The organism is Geovibrio thiophilus (assembly GCF_004087915.1).
Classification (GTDB): Bacteria; Chrysiogenota; Deferribacteres; order Deferribacterales; family Geovibrionaceae; genus Geovibrio; species Geovibrio thiophilus.
Map to the genome: position 1 here is coordinate 2,216,967 of NZ_CP035108.1, position 16,710 is coordinate 2,233,676.

Annotated in this window: 12 protein-coding genes; all 12 read right to left on the reverse strand. The window is 47.9% G+C overall.

Annotated features, from left to right (window positions below):
* The 12 genes from EP073_RS10335 to EP073_RS10390 all read right to left on the reverse strand — a co-directional run bounded on the left by EP073_RS10335 (window position 1) and on the right by EP073_RS10390 (window position 16,676).
* The gene (locus EP073_RS10335; RefSeq protein WP_128467073.1) at window positions 1-627 is read right to left on the reverse strand and encodes a hypothetical protein; all 627 of its coding nucleotides are present in this window, start codon (window positions 625-627) and stop codon (window positions 1-3) included.
* Window positions 628-672: 45 nt separating this feature from the next.
* Complete coding sequence (locus EP073_RS10340) at window positions 673-1,566, reverse strand: ABC transporter ATP-binding protein (protein ID WP_128467074.1); 894 nt, start codon at window positions 1,564-1,566, stop codon at window positions 673-675.
* Window positions 1,556-4,105 carry a TonB-dependent receptor plug domain-containing protein gene (locus EP073_RS10345; protein WP_128467075.1) on the reverse strand — a complete coding sequence of 850 codons (2,550 nt, stop codon included), beginning with the start codon at window positions 4,103-4,105 and terminating at the stop codon, window positions 1,556-1,558. The genes EP073_RS10340 and EP073_RS10345 overlap by 11 nt, the downstream gene beginning before the upstream one ends.
* Before the next feature lie 6 nt (window positions 4,106-4,111).
* Window positions 4,112-7,315, reverse strand: coding sequence for a hypothetical protein (locus EP073_RS10350; RefSeq protein ID WP_128467076.1), 3,204 nt, complete (start codon window positions 7,313-7,315; stop codon window positions 4,112-4,114).
* Window positions 7,316-7,610: 295 nt separating this feature from the next.
* Entirely contained in the window at window positions 7,611-7,952 is a 342-nt protein-coding gene (locus tag EP073_RS10355; RefSeq protein WP_128467077.1) for a DUF2023 family protein, read from the reverse strand.
* Window position 7,953: 1 nt separating this feature from the next.
* Window positions 7,954-8,469 (reverse strand): flavodoxin, encoded by a 516-nt coding sequence (locus EP073_RS10360; RefSeq protein WP_128467078.1) that lies wholly within the window; start codon window positions 8,467-8,469, stop codon window positions 7,954-7,956.
* 113 nt (window positions 8,470-8,582) lie between these two features.
* On the reverse strand, window positions 8,583-9,893 hold the full coding sequence (locus tag EP073_RS10365; RefSeq protein ID WP_128467079.1) for an MFS transporter: 1,311 nt from the start codon (window positions 9,891-9,893) through the stop codon (window positions 8,583-8,585).
* A 70-nt stretch (window positions 9,894-9,963) separates the two neighbouring features.
* Window positions 9,964-10,989 carry a 4Fe-4S dicluster domain-containing protein gene (locus tag EP073_RS10370; RefSeq protein ID WP_128467080.1) on the reverse strand — a complete coding sequence of 342 codons (1,026 nt, stop codon included), beginning with the start codon at window positions 10,987-10,989 and terminating at the stop codon, window positions 9,964-9,966.
* A gap of 5 nt (window positions 10,990-10,994) precedes the next feature.
* Complete coding sequence (locus EP073_RS10375) at window positions 10,995-11,690, reverse strand: TorD/DmsD family molecular chaperone (protein WP_128467081.1); 696 nt, start codon at window positions 11,688-11,690, stop codon at window positions 10,995-10,997.
* 9 nt (window positions 11,691-11,699) lie between these two features.
* The gene (locus tag EP073_RS10380) at window positions 11,700-12,974 is read right to left on the reverse strand and encodes a radical SAM protein (RefSeq protein ID WP_164885339.1); all 1,275 of its coding nucleotides are present in this window, start codon (window positions 12,972-12,974) and stop codon (window positions 11,700-11,702) included.
* A 155-nt stretch (window positions 12,975-13,129) separates the two neighbouring features.
* Window positions 13,130-13,747: a 4Fe-4S dicluster domain-containing protein gene (locus EP073_RS10385; RefSeq protein ID WP_128467083.1), complete on the reverse strand. Its 618-nt coding sequence runs from the start codon at window positions 13,745-13,747 to the stop codon at window positions 13,130-13,132.
* Window positions 13,748-13,760: 13 nt separating this feature from the next.
* Window positions 13,761-16,676, reverse strand: coding sequence for a molybdopterin-dependent oxidoreductase (locus EP073_RS10390; RefSeq protein ID WP_128467084.1), 2,916 nt, complete (start codon window positions 16,674-16,676; stop codon window positions 13,761-13,763).
* Window positions 16,677-16,710: the final 34 nt, after the last annotated feature.

Genomic DNA, 16,710 nt, shown 5'->3' on the forward strand with positions numbered 1-16,710 from the left:
TCACGCCCCTTTCCTGAATCTGAGCGCCGGATAAAACAGCACGGGAATAAACATCACCGCAAGCATGCAGGAGAGCATAAGGATTGTTCTGTCGGAGTTGTAGACTGAGACGGCGAAAAAACCGCTGAACGCGCCGAGCATTATGCCGAGCTTGAACTTCTGTTTCCAGACTGGTTCCAATGTGAAAGAAGACACAAAAATATAAATGACAACCGCTGTGAGATACCAGTAGAACATAACCACAGGAGCTTCCGAATAGATTTCATAAGGGAAATATACTCTGGCTGATAGGTAAACCACAGCCGCGTCAAAGATCCAAAGCAGTGTAATAACACTTATGCCGAAGAACACCATGCTTCCTGTCATGGCATATTCGTTCACCGGAAGGTGGCAGGATATGCGGAAACGCTTCTTCTCTGTTTCGGGATAAAACTGCATCACACCAAGCGCGATTGCTGAAACCTGAAGCAAGATCTCGAATCTGCCGAAGAAAAATGAATGCTTATCAATTATATCCGTCCATATCATAACAGGATTCATCATGGAGAAGCCGCTTCTGAGCTTGAGCCAGAAGTAAACCGCATATCCGGCGCTCGCCAGAAATACGGCAAAAATAACTTTATTCAATTTAATGAACTCTTTGATCCAGATCTGCCTAATCATTAAATCTACCTAATATTTTCCGGTAAGCGCGATAAACGCGTCTTCCAGTGTTATGTCATAATTTTCAGGTGTTACTTCAACTCCGGTCTTTGAAAAGAAATAGACCGCAGCGTCCTGAGGCGGAATCTCCGCTATGATTTCGTATCCGCCGCTGGTGTGGGAAACATCGCGGATTTCCGCTTCCGCTTCCAGCGGGGTAAGATCCTGAGCGCTTTTTATCCTGTAACCGTAGAGACCGTTTTTCAGTTCCGCCAACGGAGCGGAACGGAGAACCTTTCCCTTGTCGATTATCAGAGCATCGTCCACAAATCTTTCCAGATCCTGAACAATGTGGGATGTTATGAGGACAGTCTTCTTCCGCTCCTTCACGTAAAAGTTCAAGTGATCCAGAAACAGCCTGCGGTAGCCCGCGTCAAGCCCCATGGAGAAATCATCCAGAATCAGCACATCGGCGTTCTGCGCCATCAAAATGGCAAGCGCCACCTGAGAGCGCTGACCGCAGGACATATGCTTAATTTTATGCTTTCGGTTGAGCCCGAGCTTTTTCATCAGATAGTCGAATATTTCCATATCCCATTGAGGATAAAAGCTTTTATAAAACTTCTCAGTTTGGTCTATGCTCATGAACTCATAGCACAGATGCCCCTCGTGCAGAAGACCGATCCGCTTTTTCCCATCAGGGGAAAGACTGTGCGCCGCCTCACCCAGAACAAGGCACTTACCCTTGTCCGGTGCGAGAAAACCCATCATTATGTTGATGGTGGTTGTCTTCCCTGCTCCGTTTTTACCGAGAAGACCGAAGGTTTTCCCCTTTTCCACCGTAAAGTTTATTCCGTGGAGCACTTTGTTGTTCCCGTAGGAGTGCTCAAGGTTTTCGATGCAGATAACCTTATCAGAATTCATAAGCCACCCCCGCCCAAAACTGGCGCCCGATTTCGTATTCGTTTTTGTATTCCGTTGTGTCGGTACGGTCGTCACTCTTGCCTATTTCATTCTTGCTGTTAAAGACATTGTAAACTTCTACTGTAAAAGTAAGCTTCTGTTTCCTTTTAAGAGGCTGAACCCATGAAACAGCGCAGTCCAACGTGTAGGAGACATCAAATTTTTCTTCTTCGTATTTTTCAACGTATTTGTAAACAGGATCTCCTGTAATAGGATCGTCCTCACCAGTCGTACCGGCAGGATAAGCATCATCCGTGAGAACAACCTGCCTGTATGCTCCCCTGAAATTAAAAACAGGAGAAATAACAAGTCTGTCAAAAAACTTTCCGGTGTAAGCTATATTGGCGACAATGGGACGATTGTAATTATCTTTAGGCTTGTCATATCTTTTGATGAGTTTACCCTTGTACAGTATCTCATCATCCATATCTTCAAGATCATCAGAATCATAGGTTTTGTTGGATGTTTCTGATTCATGCCACATCGCATTTGCCATGAAGCTGTGATTTTTCCAGAATTTATTCCATTTAACCTGAACGGATCTGTATTTGCTGCGTCCGTTGTTTGTCAGAAAGTAGTGTTTGTAGCCGTCAGCCTGAGTCTCTGTTTTCATTCTGGCAAAAGCATCTTTGGTCTCCCTCTGGATATACTGGAGGCTGAGAACACCGCCGAAAAGGCTCTGATCAACTGCCGTCGCATATTCATCAGTATAAGGGGTTTCCAAATTGGCAAAGTTATGCTTAATATCACCCCCGTCAGTTGTCTCTCCCCATTCAAGAAGCTGGTTTTGGTAAGTGCTCCTCCTCTCTTCATATGAAGGAGCTATGCCTTCCCGCAGCTTGTTGTACAGAAGGTTTCCGCTGTAGTACCTGTTGTAGCCCACTGAAAATACAGTATTGTCGTTATTGAAGAGATCGTACTGAAGCCTTGTTCTGGGTGCGATATTCGCATTTTCCATATAGTCGTCATATGAAAGCCTCAGCCCGATTCTCAGGTTGAACTTACCTGCTGTCCAGTCATCCTGCACATAAAAACTGTATTCATTTATATCAGCGTCAACATCTGTTGCCGGAGTGATGCTTCTCTTATAAAAATACTGTTCGCCGTCGACACATGTGCCGGTGTCACCATTGCATACAACATCAGCGCTGAGTCTTGCTCCGGAATAGCTGTACGCATCTTCCGGCCTGTAGTAACGACCTGAAATGAAAGAATACACCGCTCCATAAGACAGAAGATGCTCTCCGCCGAACCTGTAGCTGCCAATGGCATGATCAAGTTTCAGGTTCAGTGCCTTTTCTTCCTGTTCTACAGTGCCATACCCGCCTTCTCTGCTGACGCCTGATGTTATGTTGTCCGGATTACCGTCATTTCCTATTTCAGTTTCAACCAAATACCCCCAAGGCTTGCTGCCGCTCGCAATCCATGCTTTCAATTCGTTAGGAGCAGTTTTTGAGGATTCAGTTGACGCAGCGTCCACACTCACTGACAGCTTATTTTCCCCTTCCTCACGCACGTATTTGGCAACTCCGGCAAACCCGCCGGACTCAATAGTGAACTCACTGTTCAGAGTATTAGGCGTGAAATAAATCCCCTCATAGGGCATATAAGATAAGGAAAATTCCAGATAACGCCCCCCGTCTATGTTATGTACTCCTTTAAAAAAAACATTTTCAGATACTCTGGACTGTTCTTTCCAGCCGTCAAAAAATTTCAGCGGAATAGTGGATTCGTTCCTGCTGTAAAAAATAAGGAAGCCGGTATTTTCGGTAACTGGAACATCAACGTAAAAATTTACAAAGTGTTTTTCAAATCTGGGCTGTTTGAAAGAGTTTTCCGAGTTTTCAAACTTATATTTGTCCTCAAGAGTTCCATCCACTATAATTTCCGCCCATTCAGAACGGGTTGTACGGTATGAAACACCACCGCTGAACTCTTTCTCCGGCATTCTGGTTTTTATATCGACAACACCGCCCATAAATCCGCTGAAAGACGCAGGGACATTGCTGTCATACACTGTCATCTTTTCAACAATGGATGAATCCAGAAAGATCTTTTGCGAATACCCGCCTATGGAGTCAGTGTCATACGGACTAAAGTCAGCAGGATTCAGAATGCTGGTGTTGTTCATTCCATCCACAAGAAAGAGGTTTTCATAGGGCTTTCCTCCTGATATGGAAAGCTCTTCCGGTGCTATTTCGCCGCCCGTCAGGGAACTTCTGTAGGATTCGTTAAACTGCACGGAAGGAGCCATCCTGAGGAGATCAGTTATATTAGCGTTGCCCTTTGGAAGATTCTCTATATATTCACGGGGAATCTCTGTTCTTCCGGACTTATTAAGCTCTTTGTATGATTCAACGACATCAACTTCATCAAGCACTAAAATATCGGCTTCGCTTATATTGTCCGAAATGTCCGCAGCGTATGCAGCATAACAGACGAATTGAAAGGCGAGAGCCGCATAAGCGGCTCTCTTTATAGTATTTATAATTTTACTCATCGCTGCTTAATCCGCGTAAAATGGCGTGGTGTCTGTGGTATCCGGCTTACCGTCACCGTCAGAATCATCGTCAAGCTCAAGACCGGAAGCGGCTATCTCTGCCGATGTAGCGGAGGGCAGGAAGAAATCCGGCTTACCGTCTTTATCCGTATCCACAAACGCAATGGATACACCGGAGAAATCAGAGGATGAAGTGACTGTCCCTGCAATATCCAGTATTGAATCATAGCGGTCCGCAGTGGTTGAAAGAAGTTCACCAGTTTTCTCATAAGCAAGATCCACAAGACCAAGAGCGGCATATACAAGGATAATGCTTTTTCTTTCAGAAGTCTTTTTTGAAGCACTTGCAATATCTGCAGAAACAGTTTCAGCCGCAAGCAGCATATTTCTGGCTTTTTCCATATCAGGCACAGTATAATACCTGCTGGACAAATACCTGAAATACCCTGATTCCGCTATGGCATTGGTGTCATCCGTTGTACCTGCGGTGTGAACATCTCCCGCATAGTCCGCCGCAGTGTCAAGACTAAACTCCATGTTTGTTTTATCTCCGAGCAGATTATAATCATCCGCCGTGTTCAGATAGAAGGCATAAAAAACCGCTGGAGTAAAATTATCAGTAGCTATCGTTCTCGCTTTGGCAAGCAGGGATTCAACCTTGGAGACATTGTTCAGCCCATCATAGGAAACCCCAATTCTTGAATACGCATAAGCTTTATACAGGGAATCCGTGCTGGCGTCAGTGTAGTCCTCCGCCTTCTGGAGCAGTTCAGCCGCCTTAACATCATCACTCATAGACATATAAACTTCCGCCAGCTTTACATAACCGGCTTCAGCCTCTCTGCTGCCTGCAACAACCAACGTAAGCCATGTGTTGTAGCTTATGCTGTTGTTGTCGATGTATGCTTTCAGCGAATCCAGCTTATTTTCCATGTATGTAAGCGCTTGAAGAGCAAGGGTTTCGTTGTCCATTTCCACTGCTGCCAGCGCTACCCCGGTGCTGGACTTGTTTACTCCCAGATAAACCCACGAATCCATGTAATCGCCTATTGCGGAGAAAGTATCGCCCATAGGTATTTTTCTTTCAAAAAACTCTACAGCCGTATCAAAGCCTTCTTCAAAAACCATTGTTATAGTAATTGCCTTGGTAGTGTTTTTGATGGCAGACGCTGTTGTAAGAGTGTCAAGAACGGCAACCGCCTCTTCTGTTTCGCCGCTCCAGTAAAGGTCGCTGAGAATGCTGTCGTAGTAGAGCTGCCACTGAACACCCTCTTCCGCCTGATCCAGAAGCCTGAGAGGGTCTATATTGTCCGTAAAAAGATTTTTCACCTTTTCCTTAAGACCGAGAGATCTATACATCTCTGAAGCGTAAGCGTAATAAACAAGGTGGATGGAGTATCTTTTGCCGGGGGTGGTATTAGGATATTGCCCTTCGATCAGCTCGACAAAATAATCAACTGCATCTTCAGCTCTGGAATCATTTGAATAAACGAGTGTTTCCGCGGCGTGCCACTGTGCGGTAAGCAGACGACCGTGAGCTGTTTTTCTTGTAGTTTCATTTGCGATATTGGCAATCTCTTCAGCAAGCCACTCCTTAAGCCTCAGAGACTCATCCTGTCTGTCTATGTACGCATACTCTGTTGATAAAAGAATCAGTTCGCTTGCTTCATCAGAGGTGATCACTCCATCGCCTCTGGCAGAATAAATAGATACTATAATATCCTCTGCGGATTTGAGCAGATTGTATGTCTCATCTGCACTGCCGTATACTCTTGTAAACTTTCCGATATATCTGTACGCAGTCGCCTTGCTGAAAGACATAACAAGAAAAGCGTCCGAAATTCTTTTTGCCTTCTCAAGCATTCCGTAAGATGCGTAGGAGTAAATAACTTCCAGATAGATGGCATCATTTATTTCATCATCATATACCTTGCTGATGAGTTTTCTTGCCAGATAATTTCTGTCAATATTTGAGTTGAAATAATAATCGGCTCTTGCCGTGTTGTTGTCTCCGGGCAGGTTCGCCGCAGCAAGGGGAATATTGACAAACTGTACACTGGCTTCATTCATGATTGTGCCCAGTGCTGTCGCGAAGCCGTCAGCCGCAAGCATTGACGCAAGAGCCGTATCAAAATCGGCTGAAAGATAGCTATTGTAATCCCCGAAAAAATCATCACTGAAGAGAGCAAACCTCACAGCCTGATAGATCGGGAAGCTTTCAAGAGCAAACTCTGCATCTGCTGTTTCCTCAAGTCCCTCAAGGAGTTTGTCAACATTCTCAATGTATGTGTCTGAAACAGTAGCGGGAAGATTCTCAACAAGGCTTGAAACCGCTCTTCTGAAAAGCGCGCTTTTCTCAGCAGCTACAAGCTCTTCAACGATATTGCCCTCTCCGCTGAGATTTGCGAGAAGAGTCAGTGTTTCCTCAAGCTCCTGCTTCACATCCGCATATGACGCGGCAGAAGTAAATTCCGCAAAAACCTGATCAAGCGCTCCCGCCGCGAACTCTCCGCTTTCAGTGACAAACTCCCCGTTTTCAACCGCTCTCACTATTGCGGCAAACGGATCTTCCTCACCTCCGCCGTATGTACTGTTAAGATCGCGGTACTGTGAGGCGATCCTGACAAGCAGATATGAAGCATGGAGAAGCTCAGGCTCAAGGGAAGGATTGGAAAGAATATCCGTATCCGCAGAAAAGCCGAAGGCATTTCTTATTGCACTGACAGCAGCCTCGATTTCGCTCTGGCTCATGCGTGAGGTTACAGAAGCCAAGTCGGAGACGATAAGAGAAGTAAGAGGCGACACCACTATGCCGTCTGTATCTCCGCTGAAAGCGTTAAGGGGGGCAGTCAGGCTTATTGATTCAAAACTGATTCCTGTTTCAGTGTCAACCCCGCCGTGCGTCTGCATGTAGTAGAGTGAAAAGTCGAAAGAAGAGGGAACAATAAATGAAAATCCACCTTCGTCATTGCTGAATGTGCGGCAGAGAAGGTTGCCCGCAACGCCGCAGGTATTCACGAGAGTATCGTCAGAGATATTTCTTATCTCAACCTGTGCCCCTGTTATCGCAGGGTCGGTTACGATGCCGGATATGGTCTGAGTTGTGCTTCCGCCGTCATCGGGGTCGCTGCTTCCGCCGCCGGAACTTCCGCCGCAGCCCGCTGCGAGAAGCAGAGTGAGGGCAGATAAAAGTATGAATAATTTTCTCATTCAGAAAACCTCCAAAAAATAATGAGAAGCCTAAGCTATGCGGGATTCGGAGATCCTCGGAACAATTTTAGAATTACCTAACTAAATAATAGACTTCTAGTATAATAAGTAGCATCTGTTGTCAAGTCATTTCTGAGTTAAAATGCCTTTGAAATCCTTATTTGACCGTGAGTTTACCAAATGAAAAGTTGTTTCCGGAGCTTAATAAAAAAAGGCGGACACAGGGAATGTCCGCCACAGGGGTTTGAATAATACTATCAATACAAGTGCGGGGCAGAAGCCGCACCTTATAACGCTACACTGCTATTCTGCCGCATTTTTTCGCGGCGGTTTTTCGGGAAAGATAACGCTTGCACTGGAGTATTCTGTCGTAGCCGAGCATAACTCCGAGAATGAAGTCCTGCTCATCCGTCAGCTTATCAAGCGAAACCCCGAACTGTCTGACGACATTCACGCAGATTTCATCTCCGAAAAAGATGTTGAGCCTCGTGTCGTCAATATCCTGTATGAAATAGGAAATTTCGTTTCTCGCCAGCTTCTTTTCAAAAAGAGGCTTAAGCTCTGCCTTTGCCGTGTGAAGTATCAGGCTGCGCAGACCCTTTTTATATTCATACAGATGATGGCTGAAAACCTGCATATCAGCCTGCGAATGATTCGCAGATAGACGCAACCCATGCCTTTATACGCTCATCGGTCATATCCGCCTGATTGTCTTCGTCAATGGGAAGCCCCACAAACTCACCGTCCCTTTCCGCAAGAGATGCGTCATAGCTGTAACCGTCTGTGGATACGGAGCCCACGACATTCGCCCCGGCGGAGGCGACTGCATCGTAAAGAATGCCTATGCCGTCAACAAAAGTGTCCGGATAGCCGTCCTGATCTCCCGAACCGAAGAGAGCGACTGTTTTTCCATTGAGGTCTGAATTAGCCAGAGGCTTTTTGAGCCCTTCCCAGTCGTCCTGAAGGTCGCCCATTCCCCATGTGGAGGTGCCGAGAATAATTCCGCTGTACGAAGTTATAGCGGAAATATCCGTATCGCCCGCACTGTGAATCTCTGCTTCTATATTGTTTTTTTTAAGTTCTTTAGCGATTAATTCCGCCGCGCTTTTGGTAACGCCTGTGCTGCTTCCGTAAAAAATGCCTACTTTGCTCATCGGCTCCTCCATAATTTCAGGTGACCTATATTTTTAGATCTAAATATATTTGTTCAATTTATCTAACTTTTGAATCATGGAAAGTCAAGGAGTTTTTTACGGATAAGTCAGGATTAATCCTTCAGCATGTCGTCGGCTTCAGGCATGCGGGCTGCTGCAAACACAGCGATAAGCGACATTGCTCCGATCACGGCGATTATTCCTGCCGCGCCTGTTTTCTCCGCCAGAAGTCCCAGAAGCCCCGCAAAAAGGGAAAGAATACCCACAGCGCTGTTGCTGAACGCCGTGAAGGTTGATTTGTTTTCTGCTGGCGTGGCGTCAACAAGGTATGTTTTACGCCCGAGCCTCACTCCGGCTTCGGCAAGTCCGATGAGCACAAACGCTGTCAGAAGCCCCGCATATACCGCGAGATGATCCGTGAGAAAATAACAGACGACAGCCAGAACAGCCGCCGCCACGGAAATTAGCGCGCTCTGGATCATCACCTTGCGGCTGGTTTCATCCGCCGCCCTGCCCCAGAACGGACTGCTGATCACCTGAGAGACTCCTATGGCGGTCATGAAAAGTCCGAGTCCTGCCTTGGATGTGCCTAAAAGCTCAGAAGCGTAAAACGCATAGAAAGGAACAGCTATCTCAATGATGTTAAGTGCTATTCTGCCGTACAGATACTGTCGGAAGCCTTTGTATTGTCTGAAAAGGGCAAATCCCGCCGCTGTTTCCCTGAATGCGTTCCTGCCGCCTTTTACAGCGCCCGGATACTCTTTTATGCTCTGGAAAAAAAGAGAAGAGATAATCCACAGTACAGCACCGAAAACAACAAGCATGTAAAGTGTTATCAGCGAGCCGCCTTTCAGCCTGCCGATGACGAGCCCCGCGGCGATGGTGAGTATGCCGCCCGCAAAGGCTCTGGAGGAGAGGAGCCTGCCTCTCTGCCCCTTGTCTATGGTTTTACCGAGCACATCCTGAAAAGCCACGGACGCCGTGCCGCTTGCCGTGCTGAAAACAATGAGCAGCAGAAGAACGGAAATGCCTGCCTGTACAGGTGTAAGGTAAATAGCAGAGGGGATCATCAGGAGAAGACAGAGTGCCTGAATGAAGCCTGAAACAGTCCATACTGTTTTGCGTATGCCAAGTGTCCTGATATATCCGGCGGTTACCATCTGAGGCAGGAGTGAGAAGGTCTGCTTGAGCGGCATGACGAACCCCAGAATCCACACAGGGGTTCCGATTGCCTGAAGCAGCCACGGAATAACAAGGTTAGGTCCCGCTGCCTGCTCAGCCAGTTTGGATGCCGCTCCGTTCATGAGATTTGCCCTGTAGTTGCGGGCGGAGTGCCTGCATGCCTCTTCCGGTATGCTTTTGCATGCCCTGTCCAGCGAATCGTCATCCGCAAGAACTGATTTAAAAACAGCGGTTTTTCTCATGGCGTCCTCCACTTGAAAAACCTAGCACAAAACATGATTTCTTTAAAGTTAAGAGATGTTTCTAAGAAAGTCAGCGGACGCTTACAGCGCCGTACGGACAGGAGATGGTACAAAGATTGCAGCCTGTGCAGCCGACTGATTTAACATTGATGAACTGCGTAACCTCACGCCCTTTAATGATTTCCGTAACAGGCTCAAAAATCTGAAACGGGCACATCCGTGCGCATATCCCGCACTTGGCGCATTTTTCAGGGTTGATCTCCGCGCGTTTAAGAAGTCCTTCCTTCTGCATATTGCGGATGAGAATGTCACCGCCGAGTATTTCCACAGAGTTCAGGAACTCCCTGTGCGGAGCGGTGGTTTCTTTCACTTCCAGTATTGTTTTCCGGCGGTTGGAATCGTTTTCACCCAGATACTGTAGTGTTTTGCCCACAGATTTTTCCGCCCCGGTTTTGAGAAAACCGAAAAACTCCCTGCGGCTGAGTCTCACATCCTGTTTTCCGCCGAGGCGTTCGGACAGCCTGCTTTTCTTTTTCGGCAGCGAGACTTCGTCCGGCTTCCTTATGAGAAACGCCGATTCTTTTCCGCATAGCTCAAGTATTCTGGACGACGCCTCAATCTCCCTGCCCAGCATATCCAGACAGCCGCCGGACGGGCACACAGAGCAGTCGCCATGGATAAACTCCTGCCTCTTTGCCCCTGCGGACGCGGCTTTGATTATCTGCTTTCTGGTAATATAGGCAAGAGCGGAGACCTTCGCAGTAGTCTCCGCGGATTTTGAGCGGGCGCAGGAATATTTCACGCTGCCGTCAGCCTTGATCTGCTCTGCGGCGGAGGTGTTTATACGCGCATCGTCCGCTCTGCGGAGCGTAAATACGCTATTAACGCATACGCTTACGCATTTTCCGCAGTCAGTGCAGACTGACCAGTCCACAAGCACCTTTCCGCCGGCACGGGTTATTTTCACAGCCTCAGCCGGACAGACATCAGTGCAGTCCGTGCAGGCGGCGTTTTTGTGGCGCACCCGCACGCACAGCGCACTGTTTATAACGAAATATTCGGAAAGTTTTTCAAATACGCCTTCCACCACGCCCATAGAATCTATCCTCCGAGCAGGTCTTCCAGAAACAGCATATCTTCTGTAAGAAAACCTTTCAGCAGATAAGCGTAGGCAACGTAAAACTGAGTATGAAGCCTTTCGCTTTTGCTGATCACTTTATCGCAGAAATCGGGAACCCATTTGATTATGTGGTTGTTATAAAAGTCTTTCTGAGCTTTAAGCTTAATTTCAGCTCCGTCAAAATCCTCGTTTTGCAGTAGTTCTGCCGCCTTTTTGCTCAGCAGACCCATAAACTGGAGCTCAAGGGATACATGGTCTTCTATTGTTTTATTGCTGTCCGCTTTTTTGAAGCCGTTGAGAGCATAGGCGGCTTTAACCTCCGACCACGGCTCCTGCTTTATGAGTCTTTCAGGGGAGCGGTAGACAGATTCGTAAGAGGACACAGAGCCCTGACCGAGAACAAAAAGAAAGGTGAAGTCCTTCGCCCTGTCCAGTCTGTTTTCGGCAAACCAGCTCTCCAGATTTGATTTATCAGCGGGCAGAAGCGTGTTGAGAATCTGCGCGCCTTTTTTAAGATCGCCGTTTTCGGACGCTTCCGCAACCGACACAAGGTAAGCGCAGGTATCGGCAGCGAGTTTGTCGGAAAAATCATCCGGCACATCGTTGAACACTCTCGAAAAAATGTTGAATGTTACGTCTCTTCCTTTGTGTGTTTCACATACTTCATTAACGTTCATAACGTCACCTCATATATCTTCATCGTAATCGAATAAAGACGGATTAACCAAGTCTATCTTAAGCTCACGCATATGGGAGGATTTGCCCTCACTCTCTACAATATTGTACGTAAGCGCAACCTCGTCCACCCCTCTCAGCTCCGAGATATATTTAGGGTGAAACTCAAGAGCGTCCGAGCCTGCTATGCGCTGAAAAGGCACTCCCTTTTTACTGAGGAATTTCTGCACTTTTCCGGCGTTACTGCCGTAAACACGGGCAATTTTTATGAAGAAGTCCTTTTCAGACATAACTTCAAAGGGCATGAGCTTTGTGGTGTAATTCTGGAAGTAAACCTGTGATGTCAGCTTATTTTCCAGCGAACAGTAATGCACGCCGAGCTTCAGCTCCTTTTCAAGAACAAACTCAAGAAGCCTGAGGCATTCTTCCTCGCTTCCTGCCACGGGAAGCCCGCCGGAGTAGCTGTATGAATACAGCACCTGATACGGGCGCTGCTTTATTTTGAATCCGAGCTTTTTATACTCCTCGGAATCTGTCCAAGGGTAAAGAAATTCAAGCAGGTTGATCCCGTCGCACCCTATTTCCTCCATTTTAAGGAGAAGATCCTTCATGTGCTCAAAAGTTCCGGGGATTACAGGCATCTCCACCATAACGGCAGGTATAAACTTTCTGGCGATTCTCAGCTTATCCAGTGTCTCAGACGGGTAGCCGTCCTTGTCCATTTTAACGCTTATGCGTATCTCATTAAGTCCCGCTGCGGCAAGCTGCTCAGCCAGCTCATCGGTAAGCAGGTCTCCGTTGGTGTAAAGACGCCTGTGCGCCTCGGGATATTTTTCGGAAACGTGTCTGTAAAACCCAAGAGCACGCTCGGGAAGAAGAAGGGGTTCGCCCCCTGTGAGAGCAACGGATGAAACCTTTCTGCCTGCCATGGAGGAATCAAGCTCCTCCTCGGCGTTGTTGATGTTTTTAGTATAGAACTCGTACTCTTCCTGATTCATGTTCGCGCAGAAATAACAGTCGCGGTTGCATGTCAGTGTATGAAAAACTGTTTTTGAGTTTTCTCCGGTTCGGCAATCAATGCAGGCGGGGGAGAGATAACCGTATGAAAGACTTTTCGCGTTATAGCCCTTAATCCGACTGTTTTTTAAGAGCCTCTCAGCGGCTATGCTGTTAGAGGAGACCCCCTCGACTGCACCGATTCCCGAATCTTCAGCGAATTTCATAAAATCGGCGTACTGCGCCACATACCTTTCAGCGTCCTCCCTGAAAGCTTTGCTTTTAATCAAGTCTAAGGTCTTCGCATTTATGTCTGTTATCATGGAATTTCCTTTTAAGTTTTTACTCAGCAGACAAAATATAACTTACTGCCATGTTTCACAAGGCTTTAAAAAAAGAAATACCGCCCCCATGTGAGGGCGGTATTTTTTGGTTGTTACGGCTCCTAGTTCTTCGGTTTAAAGAAAATGGAGGGTACTGTATCTCCGGAGGTAAGGGTATTACCGTTGGAGTCCTTTGTTGAATCGGGCATACCTACAGCGGTTCTCTGTGCTGTGGGGTATTTCGCGCTGATCTCTTCAACTGTGCCGAAGTCAAGCGCTCTCTGCGGGCAGGCTGCCACGCACGAAGGAGCAAGACCGTCGTCAAGCCTGTCCCAGCAGAAGGTACATTTCTGCACGGGGTGGGCGACTGCCCAGCTTGCTTTCTTAACAGGTTCGGACTTGTCGTCTCCGAACTGAGGAGCGCCGTAAGGGCACGCAACAGCGCAGGAACGGATGTTCTGGCACTTGTCACGGTCTACTATGACTATGCCGTCCTCTTTTCTTTTATAGATCGCTCCCACGGGGCAGGCCGCAGTACATGCGGGGTTTGCGCAATGGTTGCAGGAAAGCACAAGGTTGAAAACCTTTACATCAGGGAAAGCGCCGCTTTCCGTAACACTGAGCTTTCTCCAGCTTGCCTTGCCGGGTTTAACGTCGTTCCAGTCTTTGCAGGCAACAACGCAGGCGTGGCAGCCCATACATCTATTCTGGTCAAAGTAAAATGCCATCTGTTTAGCCATGATTCAATCCTCCCTACGCCTTCTCGATTTTGACTCTTGAATCCGTGGCAGAAGTCATGCCTTTGCAGATCCTAGAAGGTCTTGCGGTAACAACAGTGTTGGCGCAGCCGCCCACATCAACGCCCTGAGCGTTTTTCTGGAACCAGCCGCCCTGCCCGATGCAGACAGTGTATTTAGGAACAGTCTGCGAGAAGCGGGCAGAAGCGTACATTTTGCCTCTGTCATTGCTTATGAGCACTCTGTCGCCAGCCTGAAGACCAAGTTCGGCAGCGTGCGCGGGGTTGATAACAACTGTTTCATACACGTTGTCGTCCCATACGCCCTCTGTCCAGTCTCTTTCAGGATCAAGGAAGGCAGCGTTGCCGTCAGCGTCCTGTTTGTACTGCTCATTGAGGTAAGCAATGTTGTTCAGGGTAGAATGTGATCTGTACATAAGGTGCCAAGTGTGCAGGGTAAAAGGGTACTGATCCCTGATTCCCAGCGGGTTGTCATGCACAGGGTTGTCGTATGTAATAGTATTGGGCATCGCAGTTGTCGCGTCGATAGCGTGTCTTCCCTCTATTGTGGGTATGTACATACCTATGGGGTAAACGAATCTTCTGGCAGTGGAAAGTCCGTGCTGCCTGCTGTAGATCGCTCCGCCGTTGGGAAGAACTTCGGGTCCTGCGCCTGCATCGCCTGTCACAAGGTCAGCGTTGTCGTGGAAGCGTGCTTCATAATCTTCCATAAGGTTCATGCTGTAAGCTTCGATTTTGCCCGTGGGGGTAAGAAGCGCGTTGGCAAGAACAGGGTTTTCTATGAACGCCTTGTGTTTGATGAAGTAGTCATTCTCAGTGTATGTAGGGTGAAGAGAGGCAACGCCTTTTTCACACCATTCGTCATATGTCATGCCGTATGTTGTTTCAAGTGCGCTTGTCCATCCTTCTCTGATACGGGCTTCCATGCCTTCCTGACCTGAGGGGTATCCGTCAAGGTATTCAGCCTGAAGTCCGAGAGCTTTCGAGATGCCTTCAAAGATTTCGTATTCGCTGAGAACCTCACCGGGAGCATCAGTAACTTTATTGATCTTGATGGCAACTTCGCCGGTACCCCAAGCGTTTGCAGTGCCGGGTTTTTCACCGACCATCGCAGAGGGAAGTATATAGTCTGCGATTGCTGCTGTAGCTGTGAGGAAATGGTCGCAGTTAACTATGAGCTCTGCTTTGTCTTTGTTTTTCCAGATCTCCATGTTGTAGTTAACGTCGCCTGACTGGTTAACCATGATGTTGCCGCCCGCAGTGAAGACAGCCTTGAACGGAGTGGTAAGAGCATTTACCTGACCGTCGTTCCATTTTGACTTCAGACCTGCATAACCGCCGTTTTCAACCGCATCGGGAATCACGAAAACAGGAAGGTTTGTTCTCTGAACAGCGTGAACATAAGTCAGAGGAGAAGTAACTCTTGACGAATCATAAAGGTAAGTCTGGCTTACAGCGTTGGTAGCGTTTCTGGACATCTGTACGTTAGGCAGAGAAGCGGATTTGTTGTTGGCGTTTCTTCCTGAGCTGCGTCCTCTCGCGCCGATGTTTTTAGTCATTACTGAAAGCACACGGTTAAGCCATATAGCCTGCTCGCCTTCAGTATGTCTCTGATAACCGCCGCCGATCCATGTTGTAACCTTGTTGTCAAGGTACATGTCGGCGAGGTCACGGATAGTCTGAGCGGGAACGCCGCATATTTTTTCAGCCCATTCGGGAGTTTTTGCTTTCTGTCCCCAAATGTGGACAGTTTTGCCGTAAAGATCGTCTTCAGGGTTAACTTCATAACCGATTGTATCGGGGTAGATTGAAGGTGCGCTGTTAAGGGTCGCAGTAACAAGGCTTGTTTCATCACCGAGTATGAACGCTGAAAGCGAACCGCCGGCAGGAATTGCATATCTGGCTACATCAACATCCGAGCGGAGCAGAGACTGACCTGTGTCGAAAAGACCGTACAGACGGGCGTTGATCCAAGCAACATCGAGATCAGCAAGGCGCGCGGTGAGCAGGTGGTAGATCATACCGGAAAGGAGCGCTGCATCCGTTCCGGGCAGAAGGTTTATGTATTTGTCCGCGGAAGTAGCCGTGGCTTTTGAGTATCTTGAGTCAACAGAAAGAACCTCTACACCGAGTTCCTTAATCTGCTGAAGATACCAGCCTGTGTTTGTTCCGAAAACTGTTTCGTTGGGGTTGAAGCTCCAGAGAACGAGTTTGTCGGCAAATTTCGCATCCTGACGTCCGTTGCTGAGAGGAGTGCCTTCGTTGGCTCCTTCCATGAACTTAGCCATGTGCTCAAGTGAGGGGAAGCTGTAGTTGGTGTAGTACGCCGTATAGCCGCCGTGAAGCATGAGCATTCTGTTAAGTGAGTTTCTCGCCCAGCCTGTAGCATCACCCGATGAATAAATTGAGTGGAAAGCATGGTTGCCGTGCTGAGCCTTGATCTGCTGCATTTTAGCCGCAATTTCGGTGAACGCCTGATCCCATGAGATTCTCACGAAGCCGTTGACATCGCCTCTTTCACCTGTTTGTTTAAGAGGGTAAAGGATACGGTCGTTGCGGTAGAACCACTGTTTTCTTGAACGGCAGCGTACGCATGAGCGGTATTCGGGGTCGTCACCGTTGCTGATGCCTTTGTCGCCTCTTTCGTCAGTGGTAATTCTTTTTACCACGCCGTCTTTAACGTAGTATTTGCTCACGCAGCGTCCGCCGCAGTTGTGGGGGGTTGCACCCATTATAACCGTTTCCGTGATCGAAGGGGGCGTGAGACGGTTTTCCTCGTCCTCTTCCATGTATGTTTTGCCGCCGTCGCCGGAACCGCCGCAGCCGTATACAGCAGCGGTGGCGCCCACTGCGCTCACTCCCTTAAGGAAGTCTCGGCGGGTTACCTGATTAAGTTTATCTTTAAGACTCATAATATCCTCCTAATTACCGACTCAAAAACTGCTT

Excerpts from the sequence above, each read along its gene's own strand:
- EP073_RS10340 (WP_128467074.1), bottom strand. The coding sequence starts at position 1,566 with ATGAATTCTGATAAGGTTATCTGCATCGAAAACCTTGAGCACTCCTAC.
- EP073_RS10345 (WP_128467075.1), bottom strand. The coding sequence starts at position 4,105 with ATGAGTAAAATTATAAATACTATAAAGAGAGCCGCTTATGCGGCTCTC.
- EP073_RS10350 (WP_128467076.1), bottom strand. The coding sequence starts at position 7,315 with ATGAGAAAATTATTCATACTTTTATCTGCCCTCACTCTGCTTCTCGCA.
- EP073_RS10355 (WP_128467077.1), bottom strand. The coding sequence starts at position 7,952 with ATGCAGGTTTTCAGCCATCATCTGTATGAATATAAAAAGGGTCTGCGC.
- EP073_RS10360 (WP_128467078.1), bottom strand. The coding sequence starts at position 8,469 with ATGAGCAAAGTAGGCATTTTTTACGGAAGCAGCACAGGCGTTACCAAA.
- EP073_RS10365 (WP_128467079.1), bottom strand. The coding sequence starts at position 9,893 with ATGAGAAAAACCGCTGTTTTTAAATCAGTTCTTGCGGATGACGATTCG.
- EP073_RS10370 (WP_128467080.1), bottom strand. The coding sequence starts at position 10,989 with ATGGGCGTGGTGGAAGGCGTATTTGAAAAACTTTCCGAATATTTCGTT.
- EP073_RS10375 (WP_128467081.1), bottom strand. The coding sequence starts at position 11,690 with ATGAACGTTAATGAAGTATGTGAAACACACAAAGGAAGAGACGTAACA.
- EP073_RS10385 (WP_128467083.1), bottom strand. The coding sequence starts at position 13,747 with ATGGCTAAACAGATGGCATTTTACTTTGACCAGAATAGATGTATGGGC.
- EP073_RS10390 (WP_128467084.1), bottom strand. The coding sequence starts at position 16,676 with ATGAGTCTTAAAGATAAACTTAATCAGGTAACCCGCCGAGACTTCCTT.